Source organism: Aeromicrobium tamlense, assembly GCF_013408555.1.
Taxonomy (GTDB): Bacteria; Actinomycetota; Actinomycetes; order Propionibacteriales; family Nocardioidaceae; genus Aeromicrobium; species Aeromicrobium tamlense.
In genome coordinates this window covers 2,410,739-2,425,902 of record NZ_JACBZN010000001.1, presented here as the reverse complement: position 1 = coordinate 2,425,902, position 15,164 = coordinate 2,410,739, and the positions used below count along the sequence as shown (strand labels likewise).

Below are 15,164 nucleotides of genomic sequence, written 5' to 3'. Positions count from 1 at the left end.
GCGTGGTGAGCACCGGCCGGCGGACCCTGGTCCTGGCCGGGTTCGCCGTCCTCCTCGTGGTCGGCACGTTCGTCTCGGCCTCGGTCGGCCAGCTGCCCGTCGGGCCGCGCGACGTGGCCGGGGCGATGCTGCACGGCATCGGGATCGACACCTCGTGGCGTCCCGACGACACGATCATCGAGCAGACGCTCCTGCAGATTCGCTTCCCGCGCGTGGCGATGAGCATCCTCGTGGGTGCCACGCTGGCCGTCGCGGGCGCCGTCATGCAGGCGATCTTCGGCAACCCGCTGGCCGAGCCCGGCGTCGTCGGGGTCTCGGCCGGTGCCGCCCTCGGCGCGTCCATCGCGATCGCGTTCGGCATCACCGCCTTCGCGGGCTGGGGCGTCGCGGTCCTCGCGTTCGTCGGCGGCTTCGCGGCCACGGTCCTCGTCTACGCCACCGCGCGCGTGGGCGGCCGCACCGAGGTCGTCACCCTGCTGCTCACCGGCATCGCCGTGAACGCGTTCGCGGGGGCGGGCCTGGCGCTCGTGATGTTCGCGTCCGACACCGGCTCGCGCGAGCAGATCGTCTTCTGGCAGCTCGGCTCGATGAACGGCTCGCGCTGGAGCGAGGTCCTCATCGTCGCCGCCGTGGGCCTCCCGGCCTGTGTCGTCGCCTGCCTGCTCGCGCGTCGCTACGACCTGCTGTCGCTGGGGGAGCGCACCGCGGCCCACCTCGGCCTGCGGGTGGAGCGGCTGCGCATCGGCTCGATCCTGCTGGTGGCGCTGCTCACCGGCGTGGCCGTGGCGTTCGCCGGCATCATCTCGTTCGTCGGCCTCGTGGTGCCGCACCTCGTGCGCATGCTGCTGGGGCCGTCGCACCGCACCCTGCTGCTCGCCAGCGTGATCGGCGGCGCCGCCCTGCTGGTGTGGGCCGACCTGCTCGCCCGCACCCTCGTGTCCGGGTCCGACCTCCCGATCGGTCTGCTGACGTCGCTCATCGGTGGTCCGTTCTTCTTCTACCTGGTGCGCGCCACGCGCTCGAAGGCCGGAGGCTGGGCATGACGGCGGCGTACGAGGTCCGGGACCTGGTCTGCCGGCTCGGCGGGCGTGCCATCGTCCGCGGGGTCGACCTCGACGTCCGGCACGGCGAGGTGCTGGCGCTCGTCGGCCCGAACGGCGCCGGCAAGTCCACGTTGCTCGGCGCGCTGACGGGCGACGTGCCCATCGCCGAGGGGGAGGTGCGCCTCGACGGCCGTCCGCTGGGCGACTGGTCCGCCGGCGACCTCGCCCGCACCCGTGCGGTGCTGCTGCAGGCCAACCAGGTCAGCTTCCCGTTCACGGTCCGCGAGGTCGTCGAGATGGGCCGCAACCCGTGGACCGGACACGCCTCGGCCGCGGACGACGACGCGGCCATCGCCGAGGCCATCGACCGCAGCGACGTCGCCCACCTCCTCGACCGGCCGTTCACGGCGCTCTCGGGTGGCGAGAAGGCGCGGGCGTCGCTCGCGCGCGTGCTGGCCCAGCGCACCGACGTGGTGCTGCTCGACGAGCCCACCGCCGCGCTCGACCTGCGCCACCAGGAGGAGGTCATGGTCGTCGCCCGCGACCTGGCCGCCACCGGCCGTGCCGTCGTCGTCGTGCTGCACGACCTCTCGCTGGCCGCGGCCCGCGCCGACCGCATCGCGATGGTGCACGACGGCCGCATCGTCAGCGTCGGCACACCGGCCGAGGTGCTGACCCCCGAGCGGGTCGAGGAGGTCTACGGGATCGGCGTGCACGTGCTGCCGGCGCCCGACGGCCACCTGATCGTCGTCCCACATCGTGGTCTTTCAGACACTGTGTCACCTTGATCTGACAACGTGTCATATCATTGACCCACCCCCACAGAGAGGCGCGACCATGACCGTGCTGCCGACCGAGACCGGACTGTCCGTCCAGATGCGCGACGGCTCCCAGGCCGAGCACAAGGACGCCGAGGGCTCGAGCTTCATGTCCTGCCTGCTCGACGGCCAGGTGAACGAGACCGGCTACACCGAGTACCTGGCGATGCTGCGACCGATCTACGCCGCGCTCGAGTCCGTGGGTGCGCGCCTGGCCGACGACCCGATCGCCGGCGCCGTGATCGACCCGGCGATCAACCGCCTCGACGCGATCGACCGGGACCTCGCGTACTGGTCCGGCGGCGCGGGCGTGCCGCCGGTGCAGAGTGCCGCCGTCGACCGCTACGTCGCGCGCATCGAGGCCTCGGCCGCCGATCCCGCACTGTTCGTCGCGCACCACTACACGCGCTACCTCGGCGACCTGTCGGGTGGCCAGGCCATCGGCCGGATCCTGGCGCGCACCTTCGAGCTGCCCGAGGGCCAGGGCATCGCGTTCTACCAGTTCGACGCCGTGCCGAAGCCCAAGCCGTACAAGGACGCGTACCGTGCCCGTCTCGACTCCCTCCCGCTGACCCCGCGCGACCAGCAGCGCGTCGTCGACGAGGTCAAGGTGGTCTTCGGCCTCAACGGCGCCCTGTTCGAGGAGCTGTCCACGCAGCTCCCGCGCTTCGCCCGCTGAGACCCTCGCCGCGGGCGGTGACGCCCACATGCGGGACAATCGGGTCATGACCCATGTCGTGATCATCGGTGGCGGACCCGGCGGCTACGAGGCGGCGCTGGTCGCCCGGCGACTGGGCGCCGAGGTCACGCTCGTCGAGCGCGACGGGCTCGGCGGCTCCACGGTCCTCACCGACTGCGTGCCCAGCAAGACGCTCATCGCCACGTCCGACCTGCTGCACGAGGTCAGCCGCTCGGCCGAGCTGGGCGTCGAGGTCCCGAAGGCGCCGCGCGCCGACCTGGCCGCGGTCAACGACCGTGTCCTGCGGCTCGCGTCGGCGCAGTCCGACGACATCGCCGAGCGCGTCGTCTCGGCCGGCGTCACCGTGCTCTCGGGCATCGCTCGCATCGCCGACGCGCGCACGGTCATCGCGCAGACGCCCGACGGCGAGGTGCGGCTGGCGGCCGACGGCATCCTCATCGCCACCGGTGCGCACCCGCGGGTCAGCGCCGACGCCCAGCCTGACGGCGAGCGCATCCTCACGTGGGAGCAGGTCTACGCGCTGCGCGAGCTGCCCGAGCACATGATCGTCGTCGGCTCCGGCGTCACCGGCGCGGAGTTCGCCAGCGCCTACAACGGCCTCGGCGCCGAGGTCACGCTCGTGTCCAGCCGCGACCGCGTGCTGCCGGGGGAGGACCCCGACGCGGCGAACCTCATCGAGGACGTCTTCACCCGCCGCGGCATGAATGTGCTCGGGAAGTCCCGCATGGCGTCCACTCGCCGCGAGGGCGACCAGGTCGTGGTGACGCTCACCGACGGGCGCACGGTCACCGGCTCGCACTGCCTGCTGGCCCTCGGCTCGATCCCCAACACGGCCGACCTCGGCCTGGAGGAGGTCGGCATCGACACCGACGCCGGCGGCTTCATCGCGGTCGACAAGGTCTCCCGGACGAACATCCCCGGCGTCTACGCGGCGGGCGACTGCACGGGCGTCTTCATGCTGGCCTCGGTCGCCGCCCAGCAGGGCCGCATCGCGATGGCGCACCTGCTGGGCGACGCCGTGCACCCGCTCGACCTGCGCAAGGTCTCGAGCAACATCTTCACCTCGCCCGAGATCGCCACCGTCGGCGTGGGCCAGCGCGAGATCGACGAGCAGGGCCTGCTGGTCGACACGGCGATCCTGCCGATCGCGGCGAACCCGCGCGCGAAGATGCAGGGCGTGCACGACGGCTTCGTGAAGCTGTACGCCCGCCAGGGCATCGGCGCGCTCATCGGGGGCGTCGTCGTGGGCCCGCGAGCGAGCGAGCTGATCCACACCGTGTCGGTCGCCGTCTCGGCGTCGCTCACCGTCGACCACGTGGCCGACGCGTTCAGCGTCTACCCGTCGATGTCGGGCACGGTCGGCGAGGTCGCGCGGCGGCTGCACCGCCAAGTCTGAAGCAGTACTTGAATTTCGGGTCGTCACGGCTGTAATCACACACGTGTTGTTTCGCAGGTCAGACCGGAACTGCTGGAACGGCCTCGAGATATGTGTTCTGATGCCTGTGCTCCCCAGCAACATGAGCAACAGATGTACAACGCCACAGAATGGACTTCCCCCATGCATTCCTGGCTGACCCGCTGCAGCATCGGTCTGACCACACTCGCCGTCGCCGGCGCTCTCCTGCTGCCTGCCCCCGCGCAGGCCGCGGGCACCGACATCGTCGAGTCGCGCCCGAATGCCTCCGCCTCCACCGAGGAGGCCGCGACGACGGCTCCGGTGTCCGAGGAGGTCGAGGTCGAGCAGACCGCGGTCGAGCCCGACCCCGAGGCCGGTGGAGACGCGGTCGAGCGCACGTCGGTCGACCCCTTCCGGATGGTCGGGGTCACCTGGAGCGCCGACTCCGACGCCAGCGACGTCACCGTGCGCGTGCAGGTGCGCACGGACGGGAAGTGGAGCGACTGGGAGACGCTCGACGTCGAGGACAGCGTCGAGGGCGGCCGCCCCGGCACCTCGCCCCTGTGGACCTCGGCTCCCTCCGACGGCGTCGCCGTCGAGGTGAAGGCCGCCTCGGGCGCCGCGCAGGACGTCAAGGTCACCACGATCGACCCGGGCAAGCCCGAGGTCGTCACGCCCGTCAGCCCGGCGCTGTTCGAGGGCGAGGAGGACGACGTCACCACCGAGAGCGTCGCCGCCGACGGCACGCCCAAGGTCGTGCCGATGCCGTCGATCATCACGCGCGCGCAGTGGAAGGCCGGCGCCGGCACCAGCTGCAGCGCCCCGGTCACGCGCCCCAAGGCACTCGGCGTGGTCATCCACCACACGGCGGGCTCCAACACCTACAGCAAGTCCGAGTCGGCGGGCCTCGTGCGCAGCTACCAGACGTACCACGTCAAGGGCCACGGCTGGTGTGACATCGGCTACAACTTCCTCGTCGACCGCTTCGGCCAGATCTTCGAGGGCCGCAAGGGTGGCATGACCAAGCAGGTCCGCGCCGCGCACTCCGGCGTCGACGCCGTGAACCAGTACGCCACGGGCGTCTCGATGATGGGCCACTTCGACTACGTGAAGCCCAGCGACGCGATGAAGAGCGCCGTCGTGCGGCTGGTCGGCTGGCGCGTGAAGTACTTCGGCGCGAACCCGAAGGGCACCTACTCCGCCGGCGGCAAGAAGTACTCGGTCATCAACGGCCACCGCGACGTGAAGTCCACCGCGTGCCCGGGCAAGTACGGCTACGCCTGGATCGGCGCCGTGGGAGGCCTGCGCGACCGCGTGGCCACCTACATCTCGAAGGCGACCTCGGCGGCGGGCGCACCCACGCCGACCGCCCCGCAGCAGTTCGCGACCCCGAAGAACGTTCGCGTCGCCCCCGCGACGACGGCGGCCACGATCAGCTGGAGCGCCGTCTCGGGTGCCCCCGGCTACCGCGTCATGGTCTCGCCGACGGGCAGCTCGGCCGGTGCGAAGTACTACAACGTCTCGGGCACCAAGGCCGTCGTCTACGGCCTGAACTCGCGCCGGACCTACGTCTTCCGCGTGTCCGTGTGGAACCCGACCGTGAAGCAGCGCGTCAGCCCCTACACGGGCAAGCCCATGCCCACGGCCCGCACCCGCGCGTTCACGGCCCCCACGGGCGTCAAGCTGACCACGCGCACGGCCACCGGCCTGCGGTTCGCCTGGAAGGCGCAGTCGGGCGCTCCGGCCTACCGGATCATGTACTGGGAGTCCGGCAGCAGCAAGAAGCGCTACGTCACGGCCTACAAGAACGCGGTCGCGATCAAGGGCCTCAAGCGCGGCACGATGTACCAGGTGCGCGTCTCGGTGTGGTCGACGCCGACCCGTGAGCGCGTGAGCGCCTACTCCGGCAAGCCGTACGCTGCCGGTGCCACCGTGGGCTACCAGGGCGCCTCGGCGCCCGCCCCGGCGCCGAAGCCGTCCGCGCCCAAGCCCGCCCCCAAGCCGGCGCCCGCGCCGAGCGCGAAGAACGCCGTCACGCCCTCGGCGGGCAAGGTGACGTTCAAGGGCCACGGCTACGGCCACGGCATCGGCATGAGCCAGTACGGCGCCGAGGGCGGCGCCCGCGCCGGCGCGAAGTACGACGCGATCCTGAAGAAGTACTACCCGGGCACGAAGCTCAGCTTCAAGTCCGCCACGATCCGCGTGCAGATCTCGGCCGACACGACGAACTCGGTCCAGGTGAAGCACCAGAGCGGGCTCAAGCTGCGCACGCTGGCGAACAACGCCGTCCAGACGCTGCCGAACAGCGTCAGCGGCCGCACGGTCTCGGACTGGACCATCGACACCTCGCCGAGCAACCGCGGCCTCAACCAAGTCTCGTACAAGTCGGGGTCGAAGTGGTACGCGTTCCGCACCTTCAAGACCGACGCCCAGTTCGAGGGCCCGGCCACGATCCGCCTCGTCATGCCGAACGGCAGCACGCGGGCCTATCGAGGTGCCCTGCGCTCGACGAAGCCGTCGACGACCACGCGTGACACCGTGAACGTCCTGAGTCTCGAGGCCTACACGCGCGGCGTCGTCGCACGCGAGATGCCGTCCAGCTGGAGCATGGAGGCGCTCAAGGCGCAGTCCGTCGCGGCCCGCACGTTCGGCTCGCGCTACCTCGGCTCGTCGCGTCACTACGACATCTGCGACACCGTCTCGTGCCAGGTCTACGGCGGCTACGCCGACGAGACCAAGCGGACGAACGACGCGATCCTGGGCACGAAGGGCAAGATCCTGACCTACCAGGGCGCGCCCGCGCTGACGCAGTTCTCGAGCTCGTCGGGCGGCTTCACCAACCAGGGCTCCACGGCCTACCTCAAGGCCGTCAGCGATCCGTGGGACAACTGGTCGGGCAACAAGAACCACGCCTGGAGCCAGACCGTCACCGCCTCGGCGATCCAGAAGAAGTACCCGAACATCGGCACGCTGAAGTCGATCTCGATCACGAAGCGCAACGGTCACGGCACGCAGGGCGGTCGCGTCGTCTCGCTCACCCTCAAGGGCTCGAAGGCGAACAGGACCATCACCGGCGTCGACGCGCGCTGGGCGTTCGGACTCAAGTCGGACTGGTTCGGCTTCTGAGGGTCGCGGATGGGATGATCGGTCCCATGCGCAGCCCCCGTCTCTGGCTCACGATCGTCTCGGCCGCCCTGGCCAACGCCGTCTCCCTCGGGGTCGCGGCGTGGCTGTTCGACGGCTTCGACCTCACGGTCGGCTGGTGGGTCGCGGCGGTCGCGCTCTTCACGGTGCTGAGCGTCGTGCTGCGCACCCTGGCGCTGCGCATGATGGGCGCGAAGTGGCTGCGCGTCTACACGATCACCGGGGGACTGGCGCTCACCGCGATCGCCCTCGTGCTGACCGACCTGATCGTGCCGGACTCCGGCTTCGAGATCGACGGCTGGGGAACGTGGGTCGTGGTCACGCTCATCGTGTGGGCCACCGGCGTCGCGTTCGGCGAGGTCGACCACCACGCACCGGCGGCCACGCCGGGCCTGTCGCCCGACATCCGCGCCGCGGCGCGCGAGGGCGACCGCCGCGCCTCCTGATCCCGGGTCAGGCCATCGCGAGGAAGAGCTTCTCCAGCTTCTTGGCGTCCACGCTGTCGGGACCCTCCTCGGCGAGGCACTTCTGCAGCCCGGTCGCCACGAGGGCGTAGCCGCCGCGCGCGATCGCCTTGTTGACCGCGGCGAGCTGGGTGAGTGCGTCCTCGCACTCGGCGCCCTCCTCGAGCATCCGGATCACCGACGCGAGGTGACCGTTCGCGCGCTTCAGGCGCGTGGCGATCGCCTTGACCTCGTCAGGCTCGAGCTGCATCGTCGACCTCCTCGTGGTGGACCAGTGCGTCCATCATGCCGGTCAGGCGGCGGCGCGCCTCGGCGGCCACCTCGGCCAGCTCGGGTGACGATCCCAGCTCGGTCATGACGGCCGGGTCGAAGACGTCGACCCGACTGCCGTCGCCGTCCTGCGCCACGACGACGTTGCACGGCAGCAGCGTCGCGATCCGCGGGTCGGTCGCGAGGGCGCGGTGGGCGAGCTCGGGCCTGCACGCACCAAGGATCACGCGGGGCGGGGTCTCGACGCCCAGCCTGGCGATCAGCGTCGCGCGGAGATCGATCTCGGTGAGCACCCCGAAGCCGGCGTCGGCAAGCAGGGAGCGGACGCGCTCGACCGTCTGCTCGTAGGGCGTCGGCACGCGTGTGCCGATGGTGAAGTCCGTCATGTCGCGGCCTCTCGCTTGAACCCCCTGGGGGGATGTGGTTACGCTTCATCGTAACCCCCTGGGGGGATCGAACCAAACCCATGAGAGGACCGACATGACCCACCCCGCCCCCGAGCCCGGCCAGCACGGCCCGGCCGTCCTGAAGGAGCTGTCGCCACTGCACCGTCAGCTGCGCCGGGCGATCCCCGACGTCTACCGAGGCTTCGGCGAGCTGTCGGGCGCCGCCTTCGCCGACGGCGCCATGGATCGCAGGACGAAGGAGCTGATCGCGCTGGCGATCGGCGTCGTCGAAGGGTGCGACGGCTGCATCGCCTCGCACGCGCAGGCGGCCGTCCGGGCCGGTGCGACGCGCCAGGAGGCGGCTGAGGCCATCGGCGTCACCTTCCTCATGCACGGTGGTCCGGCGACGATCCACGGCGCGCGCGCCTACAGCGCGGTGTGCGACTTCGCCGACGCGCTCGAGGCGGGGGAGGCGGCGTCCTGATGTGCCGACCGACGCGATGCCGGACCTGTGGCAAGACCACCTGGGCCGGATGCGGCCAGCACGTCGCCGCGGTCAAGGCGGCGACGCCCCCGGGCCAGTGGTGCGGAGGCCACGACGACCCGAACAACGACGGTTGGCTGCGTCGCATCCTCGGCCGCTGACCCCGGAACGCCACGACGCCCCGGCCCTCGGCCGGGGCGTCGCGATGCGGTGGTGGGGACTCAGGCGTCCTTGATGTCGCAGATGACCGCACCGGCGCCGATGGTCTCGCCGATCGCGGCCGACAGGCCGGTGACGGTGCCCGCCTTGTGCGCGTTGATGGGCTGCTCCATCTTCATCGCCTCGATGACGACGACCAGGTCACCCTCGGCGATCTCCTGGCCCTCCTCGACGGCGAGCTTGACGACGGTGCCCTGCATCGGCGAGGTCAGCGAGTCGCCGCTGGCGGCCGCGCCGGCGGACTTGCCGCCCTTGCGCTTGGCCTTCTTCGCGCCGCCCGCAGCCGCCGCGCTGGCGCCCAGGCCACCCGGCAGGACGACCTCGACGCGCTTGCCGCCGACCTCGACGGTGACGCGCTCGCGCTCGGCGGGCTCGTCGGTGTCGGCCAGCGGGCCGGAGTACGGCTCGAGCTGGTTGTCGTAGTCGGTCTCGATCCACGTCGTGTAGACGTCGAACGAGCCCTCGGAGGCGTTGTACGCCACGTTGTCGAGCACGTCGCGGTGGAACGGGATGACCGTGGGCATGCCCTCGACCACGAACTCGTCCAGCGCGCGGCGCGAGCGCTCGATGGCCTGCTCACGCGTGCGGCCGGTGACGATCAGCTTGGCGACGAGGGAGTCGAACGCGCCGGGGACGGTCTCGCCCTCCTCGTAGCCGCCGTCGAGGCGGACGCCGGGGCCTGACGGGGGAGCCCACTTGGTGAGGGTGCCGGGCGCGGGCAGGAAGCCGCGGCCGCCGTCCTCGGCGTTGATGCGGAACTCGATCGAGTGGCCGATGATCTCGGGGTCGTCGTAGCCCAGCTCCTCGCCGGCGGCGATGCGGAACATTTCGCGGACGAGGTCGATGCCGGTGACCTCCTCGGAGACCGGGTGCTCGACCTGGAGGCGGGTGTTCACCTCGAGGAAGCTGATGGTGCCGTCGCGGGCGACGAGGAACTCGCAGGTTCCGGCGCCGACGTAGCCGGCCTCCTTGAGGATCGCCTTGGAGGACGAGTAGAGGCGCGCCAGCTGGTCCTCGCTCAGGAACGGCGCGGGGGCCTCCTCGACGAGCTTCTGGTGGCGACGCTGCAGCGAGCAGTCGCGGGTCGACACGACCACGACGTTGCCGTGGCTGTCGGCGAGGCACTGGGTCTCGACGTGGCGCGGCTTGTCGAGGAACTTCTCGACGAGGCACTCGCCGCGGCCGAAGGCGCTGACGGCTTCACGGACGGCGGAGTCGTAGAGCTCGGGGATCTCCTCGAGCGTGCGGGCGACCTTGAGGCCGCGACCGCCGCCGCCGAAGACCGCCTTGATGGCGACCGGCAGGCCGTTCTCCTTGGCGAACTCGACGATCTCGTCGGCGTCCTTGACCGGGTCCTTGGTGCCGGGCGCGAGCGGCGCGTCGGCGATCTGCGCGATGTGCTTGGCCTTCGCCTTGTCGCCGAGGCTCTCGATGGCGGCCGGCGGCGGGCCGATCCAGATCAGCCCGGCGTCGATGACGGCCTGGGCGAAGTCGGCGTTCTCGGCCAGGAAGCCGTAGCCGGGGTGCACGCTGTCGGCGCCGCTGCGCTGCGCGATGGCGATGATCTTCTCGATCGACAGGTACGAGTCGCCCGGGGTGGAACCCTCGAGCGAGTAGGCCTCGTCGGCGAGACGCACGAAGAGCGCGTCGCGGTCGGGCTCGGCGTAGACCGCCACGCTCCCGATGCCGGAATCCTTCGCGGCTCGAATCACACGGACCGCGATCTCACCACGGTTGGCGACCAGGACCTTCTGCAGGGGCTTGCTCACGAATACTCCTCGCGTCTGAACGGCAGTCGCGAGTCTAAGGGAGTGTGGTGCAGGCCATTTCGTCGCCCCAGCGAGGTTAACGCCTGTTAACCTTCGGTCATGGACTTCGAACTGTCACGCGAGCACGAGGACTTCCGTCGCGTCGTCCGGGACTTCGCCGCCGAGCGGATCGCTCCCCACGTCGCGCAGTGGGACAAGGACCACCACTTCCCGGTCGACGTCGTGCGCGCGATGGGCGACCTCGGCCTGTTCGGCCTGACAGCGCCCGAGGAGTACGGCGGCTCCGACGCCGACTTCACCAGCCTGTGCCTGGCGATCGAGGAGCTCGGCCGGGTGGACCAGTCGATCGGCATCACCCTCGAGGCCGGCGTCGGCCTGGGCATCAACCCGATCCAGACCTTCGGCACGACCGAGCAGAAGGAGCGGTGGCTGCCCGACCTCGTCGCCGGCCGCGCGCTCGCCGGCTTCGGCCTCACCGAGCCCGGGGCCGGGTCGGACGCCGGCGCCACCGCGACGAAGGCCGTGCTCGACGGCGACACGTGGGTCGTCGACGGCGCGAAGCAGTTCATCACGAACTCCGGCAGCGAGATCACCTCGCTCGTCACGGTCACGGCCCGCACGGGCACCCGCGAGGACGGCCGTCCGGAGATCTCGGCGATCGTCGTGCCGGCGGGCACGCCCGGGTTCGTGGCCGAGGCCGGCTACGACAAGCTCGGCTGGCACATCAGCGACACCCACGCGCTCAGCTTCAGCGGCGTGCGCGTGCCGGCCGACCACCTCCTCGGCGACCGGGGCCGCGGCTACGCGCAGTTCCTCGCGACGCTCGACGACGGTCGCGTCGCGATCGCGGCCCTCGCGGTGGGCCTCATCGAGGCGTGCCTCGAGCAGTGCGTGCGGTACGCGGGGGAGCGGCAGACGTTCGGCGGGCCCATCGGCCGCAAGCAGGGCGTGGCGTTCCAGATCGCCGACCTCAAGGTGATGGCGGACGCGTCGCGCGCGCTGACCTACCAGGCCGCGGCGATGAAGGACGCGGGCATCACCGGCCAGCGCTTCAAGCAGGCGGCGTCGGTGGCGAAGCTCTACAGCTCGGAGGCCGCCGTCACGGCGACCCGCGTGGCCACTCAGGTGTTCGGCGGCTACGGCTTCATGGAGGAGTACCCCGTGGCCCGGTTCTACCGGGACGCGAAGATCCTCGAGATCGGCGAGGGCACGAGCGAGGTGCAGCGCATGCTCATCGCACGCTCGCTCGGCCTGCCGGTGGAGTAGGGACCGTCAGAGGGCGGTCATCGAGCGGCACGGCAGCGGCACGTGCTTGGCGCCGGAGCCGAAGTCGACCTGGACCGACGAGGACCCCTGGACGCTGACCACGCGGCCGAGTCCGAACGAGTCGTGGGAGACGCGGGCGCCCGCCTCGTAGACCTCGTCGACGACGACCGGCTTGGGCGCGAACGGGCTGCTTGCGAGGTGGCGTCGAGGACGCTGTGACGTAGCCATGATGTCTCCATGGTCCCACGTCGACCATGACCTGTGGGCCACTTGACCGTCCCTCGCCCGGTCAGCGGCCCGTCGTGGATAGGGTGGGGCGCTCTGTCTCGTGCCGTCTCGGGAGGTCTCGCGGTGTTCATGGTGTTCGTGCTGGTGGTCCTGGTCGTGGGATTCGTGGTGTCGTTGCTGGTGCGTCGCCAGCTGCGGTCGTCCGGGAGGTCCGCGGCTCCCGCCACGTGGACCGCGCTCGGCCTCGGGCTGCTGGCGCTCGTCGTGGCGTTCGTGTCGATGACCGCGATCGTCCCGACTCGTGAGATCGGCGTCGTCACCTCGTTCGGCCGCCCGGTCGACGTCCTGTCGAACGGCCTGCACCTCAAGGCGCCGTGGGAGAAGGTCAACAAGCTCGACGGGACGATCCAGACCGACAACTTCACCGGTCAGGACCACGCGATCGACGTGCGCATCGGCAACGGGTCCACGGCCGGGGTCGACGCGACGATCCGGTGGCGCATCAAGCTCGACGCCGGCAAGGAGCTCTACCAGGACTACCGACAGATGGAGAACATCCGCGACTCGCTCGTCACGCGTGAGCTCAAGGCCGCGCTGAACGAGGTGCTCGGCGACTACGACCCGCTGGCCTCGGTCAAGCAGGGGACGTCGGCCGACGGCACCACGACCTCGGCCGGCGTGGACCTCAACGCGTTCTCCCAGCTCGTGCAGGAGGCGCTCGCGAAGCGCGTCGGCGACGACGTCGAGGTCAAGTCCGTGATCCTGCCGATCGTGCGCTTCGACCAGCAGACGCAGGAGAAGATCAACGCCTACCAGGCCGAGGTCGCCAACACGCGCATCGCCGAGCAGCGGGAGGCGACCGCGAAGGCGCAGGCCCAGGCCAACAAGAACCTGGCCGGCTCGGTCTCGCGCGATCCCAACGTGCTCGTCTCGAAGTGCCTCGACACGCTCGAGGAGATGGTCAAGGCCGGCCAGGAGGTGCCGATCGGCTTCTCCTGCTGGCCGGGATCCGCCGGCACCTCGGTGGTCCTGCCGCAGGCCGGGAGGGCCGCCGCCAGCGACGACCGCTGATCAGCGGCGGCGACGCGCGACCAGCACGACCACCGCGGCGAGCACGCCGAGGGCGACCGCTCCGCCGACGACCCACCCGATGATCGAGCCCGACTCGTCGGACGCCGTGTCCGGTGCGTCGTCCGCTCCGTCCGCGGGCTCGTCGTCGGCTGCCGTCACGGGCGAGTCGACGAGTCGCGAGCCGGCCTCCGGCGCGGTGAGGCCGTCGACCTCGGCGTAGGTGGGCGCCACGTCGCCGAGCACGTTCTCGCGGCCGAGGGTCAGCGTGTACGGAAGGTTCGTCTCGTCGCCGCGGAGCTTGAGGCTCACCAGGACGTAGTGCATCCCGGCGAGCGACGCCCCCTGGCGGCGAGGGTCGTTCTGTGCGCGGTTGGCCGGGTGCAGCGGCCACGACATCGCGCCGGTGCGGAACGCGACGTTCTCCCGCAGGTTCGCCCACGGGTCGCGCGTCCAGTCGCCGGGCCACTTGGCGTACTGGCTGATCGTGACGTCGCGGCGCAGCGGATTGATGACCGTGACCTCCAGGCCGCTGCCGATGCTGGCTGCCTCGCGGACCTCGTCGGTGAGCTGGGCGTCGACCTGCGCACGGACCTGCTCGCCCCAGTCGACGGGGACGGCCAGGACCTGGGTCTCACCCGCACTGATGTCGAGCTGGTACGTGCCGGGTCCGACCTCGGGGGCGTTGGCGATGCTCGTGCCGGGGACGGCCTCGGTGGGGGTGCCGGGGGTCGGTGCCTTCCAGCCGGGCTCGTCGCCGGCGGTCCCCGCGGCCAGGTCGGACGTGATGGGCGGCTCCTCGTAGACCGACAGCTCGATCGGGCGGCCCTCGAGGTTGCCGACGGTGCGGTCGACCTGGAGGCCGAGCTCCTCGTCCGTGCGGCACTGCGACTCCGGGTCCTTGACCCAGCTCGCGACGCCGCCGTAGTAGACCGGAGCCCGGCTGGCCATGTCGAGGCCGTAGGTGGTGGACGCTGCGCACATGAGTCCGGCGATGCGCTGGACGCGCAGCGTGGCGGCGGCGCCGAGGTCGCCGCTGATGCCTCGGATCACCGCGCCGACGTGGAGGGTCGAGTCCGGGGCCGTGCGCGCGAGGCGGTAGTGCGCCGCGCCGTCGGCCGCGATCGTGTCGGTGTACTGGCCGCGCTCGAGCAGCGGCGCGCCGTCCTCGCCGGGCGTCCCCTGTACGGGCGTGCCGGTGAGGTCGAAGGGGCGTGCCGCCCGCACGGAGGAGACGCGCAGGCTGTCGGTCAGGCTCTCGGCATCGTCGGCGTCGTAGTACGTGCCGTTGCCCTCGTCCGCGACGCACTGGAGCGTCTTCTTGGCCCTGCCGGAGACGTCGAAGCCCACGACGTCGATGCGGATGTCGATCCCGTTCGCGGCGATCTCGCGAGCGACCACGCACGGGTCGGGGTCGCAGGTGGGCTCGCCGTCCGAGACCAGCACGATCGTGCGCTGGCCGGTGTCGCCGAGGTCCTTCGCCGCCTCGCGGAGCGCATGGCTCGTGGGCGTCCAGCCGACGGGCTCGTAGTCGGCCACGGCCCGGCGCAGGTCGTCGCGGTTGTCGGTGCCGAGGTCGACGATGCGCTCGGAGTCGGTGCACGCCGCCGGGTCGTCCTCGGCGACGTCGCTGGCACCGTACACGCGAAAGCCCACCCGCTGCTCGTCCGGCAGGCCGTCGATCACTGCCTCGAGGCCATCCTTCGCTGCCTGGATCCGTGTGGTCCCGCCGCCGGTGCGCTCGGCCATCGAGCCCGAGGCGTCCATGACGAGCATCATCGCGGTGTCGGCCGCGGGCTCCTCGGCAGTGGAGGGCCAGCTGAGGGCCGTGATGGCGAGCAGGACGGAGCCGGCGCAGGCGACGATCTTGATCAACGTTCTCTCCCCGAGACGAGCGGCGTGACGCCGC

14 protein-coding genes are annotated in these 15,164 nt (G+C 71.2%); 9 read left to right on the top strand and 5 right to left on the bottom strand.

Annotation, left to right across the window (positions count from 1 at the left end):
- The first annotated feature begins 2 nt into the window (after positions 1-2).
- The 6 genes from BJ975_RS12050 (at position 3) to BJ975_RS12025 (ending at position 7,547) form a co-directional block, all read left to right on the top strand.
- The gene (locus BJ975_RS12050) at positions 3-1,043 is read left to right on the top strand and encodes a FecCD family ABC transporter permease (protein WP_269305457.1); all 1,041 of its coding nucleotides are present in this window, start codon (positions 3-5) and stop codon (positions 1,041-1,043) included.
- Positions 1,040-1,831 carry a heme ABC transporter ATP-binding protein gene (locus BJ975_RS12045; RefSeq protein ID WP_179426219.1) on the top strand — a complete coding sequence of 264 codons (792 nt, stop codon included), beginning with the start codon at positions 1,040-1,042 and terminating at the stop codon, positions 1,829-1,831. The genes BJ975_RS12050 and BJ975_RS12045 overlap by 4 nt, the downstream gene beginning before the upstream one ends.
- A gap of 49 nt (positions 1,832-1,880) precedes the next feature.
- Positions 1,881-2,540 (top strand): biliverdin-producing heme oxygenase, encoded by a 660-nt coding sequence (locus BJ975_RS12040; RefSeq protein WP_179426217.1) that lies wholly within the window; start codon positions 1,881-1,883, stop codon positions 2,538-2,540.
- A gap of 46 nt (positions 2,541-2,586) precedes the next feature.
- A complete protein-coding gene (locus BJ975_RS12035) occupies positions 2,587-3,957 on the top strand; it encodes an NAD(P)H-quinone dehydrogenase (protein WP_179426215.1) in 1,371 nt (456 codons plus the stop codon).
- Between the two features lie 162 nt (positions 3,958-4,119).
- Entirely contained in the window at positions 4,120-7,083 is a 2,964-nt protein-coding gene (locus BJ975_RS12030) for a SpoIID/LytB domain-containing protein (protein ID WP_179426213.1), read from the top strand.
- A 26-nt stretch (positions 7,084-7,109) separates the two neighbouring features.
- The gene (locus BJ975_RS12025) at positions 7,110-7,547 is read left to right on the top strand and encodes a phage holin family protein (protein WP_179426211.1); all 438 of its coding nucleotides are present in this window, start codon (positions 7,110-7,112) and stop codon (positions 7,545-7,547) included.
- Between the two features lie 7 nt (positions 7,548-7,554).
- Here the strand turns inward: BJ975_RS12025 and BJ975_RS12020 are convergent, their stop codons facing one another.
- Together BJ975_RS12020 and BJ975_RS12015 are read right to left on the bottom strand one after the other, a co-directional pair.
- The gene (locus BJ975_RS12020) at positions 7,555-7,815 is read right to left on the bottom strand and encodes a metal-sensitive transcriptional regulator (protein WP_179426208.1); all 261 of its coding nucleotides are present in this window, start codon (positions 7,813-7,815) and stop codon (positions 7,555-7,557) included.
- On the bottom strand, positions 7,799-8,221 hold the full coding sequence (locus BJ975_RS12015; protein WP_179426206.1) for a DUF302 domain-containing protein: 423 nt from the start codon (positions 8,219-8,221) through the stop codon (positions 7,799-7,801). The genes BJ975_RS12020 and BJ975_RS12015 overlap by 17 nt, the downstream gene beginning before the upstream one ends.
- A 94-nt stretch (positions 8,222-8,315) precedes the next feature.
- Here BJ975_RS12015 and BJ975_RS12010 point away from each other — a divergent pair, with 94 nt between their 5' ends.
- A complete protein-coding gene (locus tag BJ975_RS12010) occupies positions 8,316-8,705 on the top strand; it encodes a carboxymuconolactone decarboxylase family protein (RefSeq protein ID WP_179426204.1) in 390 nt (129 codons plus the stop codon).
- Positions 8,706-8,926: 221 nt separating this feature from the next.
- On the opposite strand, the gene BJ975_RS12005 is transcribed toward BJ975_RS12010, so the two are convergent.
- Positions 8,927-10,693: an acetyl/propionyl/methylcrotonyl-CoA carboxylase subunit alpha gene (locus BJ975_RS12005; RefSeq protein WP_317628330.1), complete on the bottom strand. Its 1,767-nt coding sequence runs from the start codon at positions 10,691-10,693 to the stop codon at positions 8,927-8,929.
- A gap of 99 nt (positions 10,694-10,792) precedes the next feature.
- On the opposite strand from BJ975_RS12005, the gene BJ975_RS12000 reads away from it, so the two are divergent.
- Positions 10,793-11,959, top strand: coding sequence for an acyl-CoA dehydrogenase family protein (locus BJ975_RS12000; protein WP_179426202.1), 1,167 nt, complete (start codon positions 10,793-10,795; stop codon positions 11,957-11,959).
- Between the two features lie 6 nt (positions 11,960-11,965).
- On the opposite strand, the gene BJ975_RS11995 is transcribed toward BJ975_RS12000, so the two are convergent.
- Positions 11,966-12,187, bottom strand: coding sequence for a hypothetical protein (locus BJ975_RS11995; protein WP_179426200.1), 222 nt, complete (start codon positions 12,185-12,187; stop codon positions 11,966-11,968).
- A gap of 129 nt (positions 12,188-12,316) precedes the next feature.
- Here BJ975_RS11995 and BJ975_RS11990 point away from each other — a divergent pair, with 129 nt between their 5' ends.
- Complete coding sequence (locus BJ975_RS11990) at positions 12,317-13,258, top strand: SPFH domain-containing protein (protein WP_223303427.1); 942 nt, start codon at positions 12,317-12,319, stop codon at positions 13,256-13,258.
- Here BJ975_RS11990 and BJ975_RS11985 read toward each other — a convergent pair whose 3' ends face one another.
- Positions 13,259-15,130 carry a vWA domain-containing protein gene (locus tag BJ975_RS11985; RefSeq protein ID WP_179426196.1) on the bottom strand — a complete coding sequence of 624 codons (1,872 nt, stop codon included), beginning with the start codon at positions 15,128-15,130 and terminating at the stop codon, positions 13,259-13,261.
- Positions 15,131-15,164: the final 34 nt, after the last annotated feature.

Coding starts and splice junctions, on each gene's coding strand:
- BJ975_RS12045 (WP_179426219.1), top strand. CDS start 1,040: ATGACGGCGGCGTACGAGGTCCGGGACCTGGTCTGCCGGCTCGGCGGG.
- BJ975_RS12040 (WP_179426217.1), top strand. CDS start 1,881: ATGACCGTGCTGCCGACCGAGACCGGACTGTCCGTCCAGATGCGCGAC.
- BJ975_RS12035 (WP_179426215.1), top strand. CDS start 2,587: ATGACCCATGTCGTGATCATCGGTGGCGGACCCGGCGGCTACGAGGCG.
- BJ975_RS12030 (WP_179426213.1), top strand. CDS start 4,120: ATGCATTCCTGGCTGACCCGCTGCAGCATCGGTCTGACCACACTCGCC.
- BJ975_RS12025 (WP_179426211.1), top strand. CDS start 7,110: ATGCGCAGCCCCCGTCTCTGGCTCACGATCGTCTCGGCCGCCCTGGCC.
- BJ975_RS12020 (WP_179426208.1), bottom strand. CDS start 7,815: ATGCAGCTCGAGCCTGACGAGGTCAAGGCGATCGCCACGCGCCTGAAG.
- BJ975_RS12015 (WP_179426206.1), bottom strand. CDS start 8,221: ATGACGGACTTCACCATCGGCACACGCGTGCCGACGCCCTACGAGCAG.
- BJ975_RS12010 (WP_179426204.1), top strand. CDS start 8,316: ATGACCCACCCCGCCCCCGAGCCCGGCCAGCACGGCCCGGCCGTCCTG.
- BJ975_RS12000 (WP_179426202.1), top strand. CDS start 10,793: ATGGACTTCGAACTGTCACGCGAGCACGAGGACTTCCGTCGCGTCGTC.
- BJ975_RS11995 (WP_179426200.1), bottom strand. CDS start 12,187: ATGGCTACGTCACAGCGTCCTCGACGCCACCTCGCAAGCAGCCCGTTC.
- BJ975_RS11990 (WP_223303427.1), top strand. CDS start 12,317: ATGGTGTTCGTGCTGGTGGTCCTGGTCGTGGGATTCGTGGTGTCGTTG.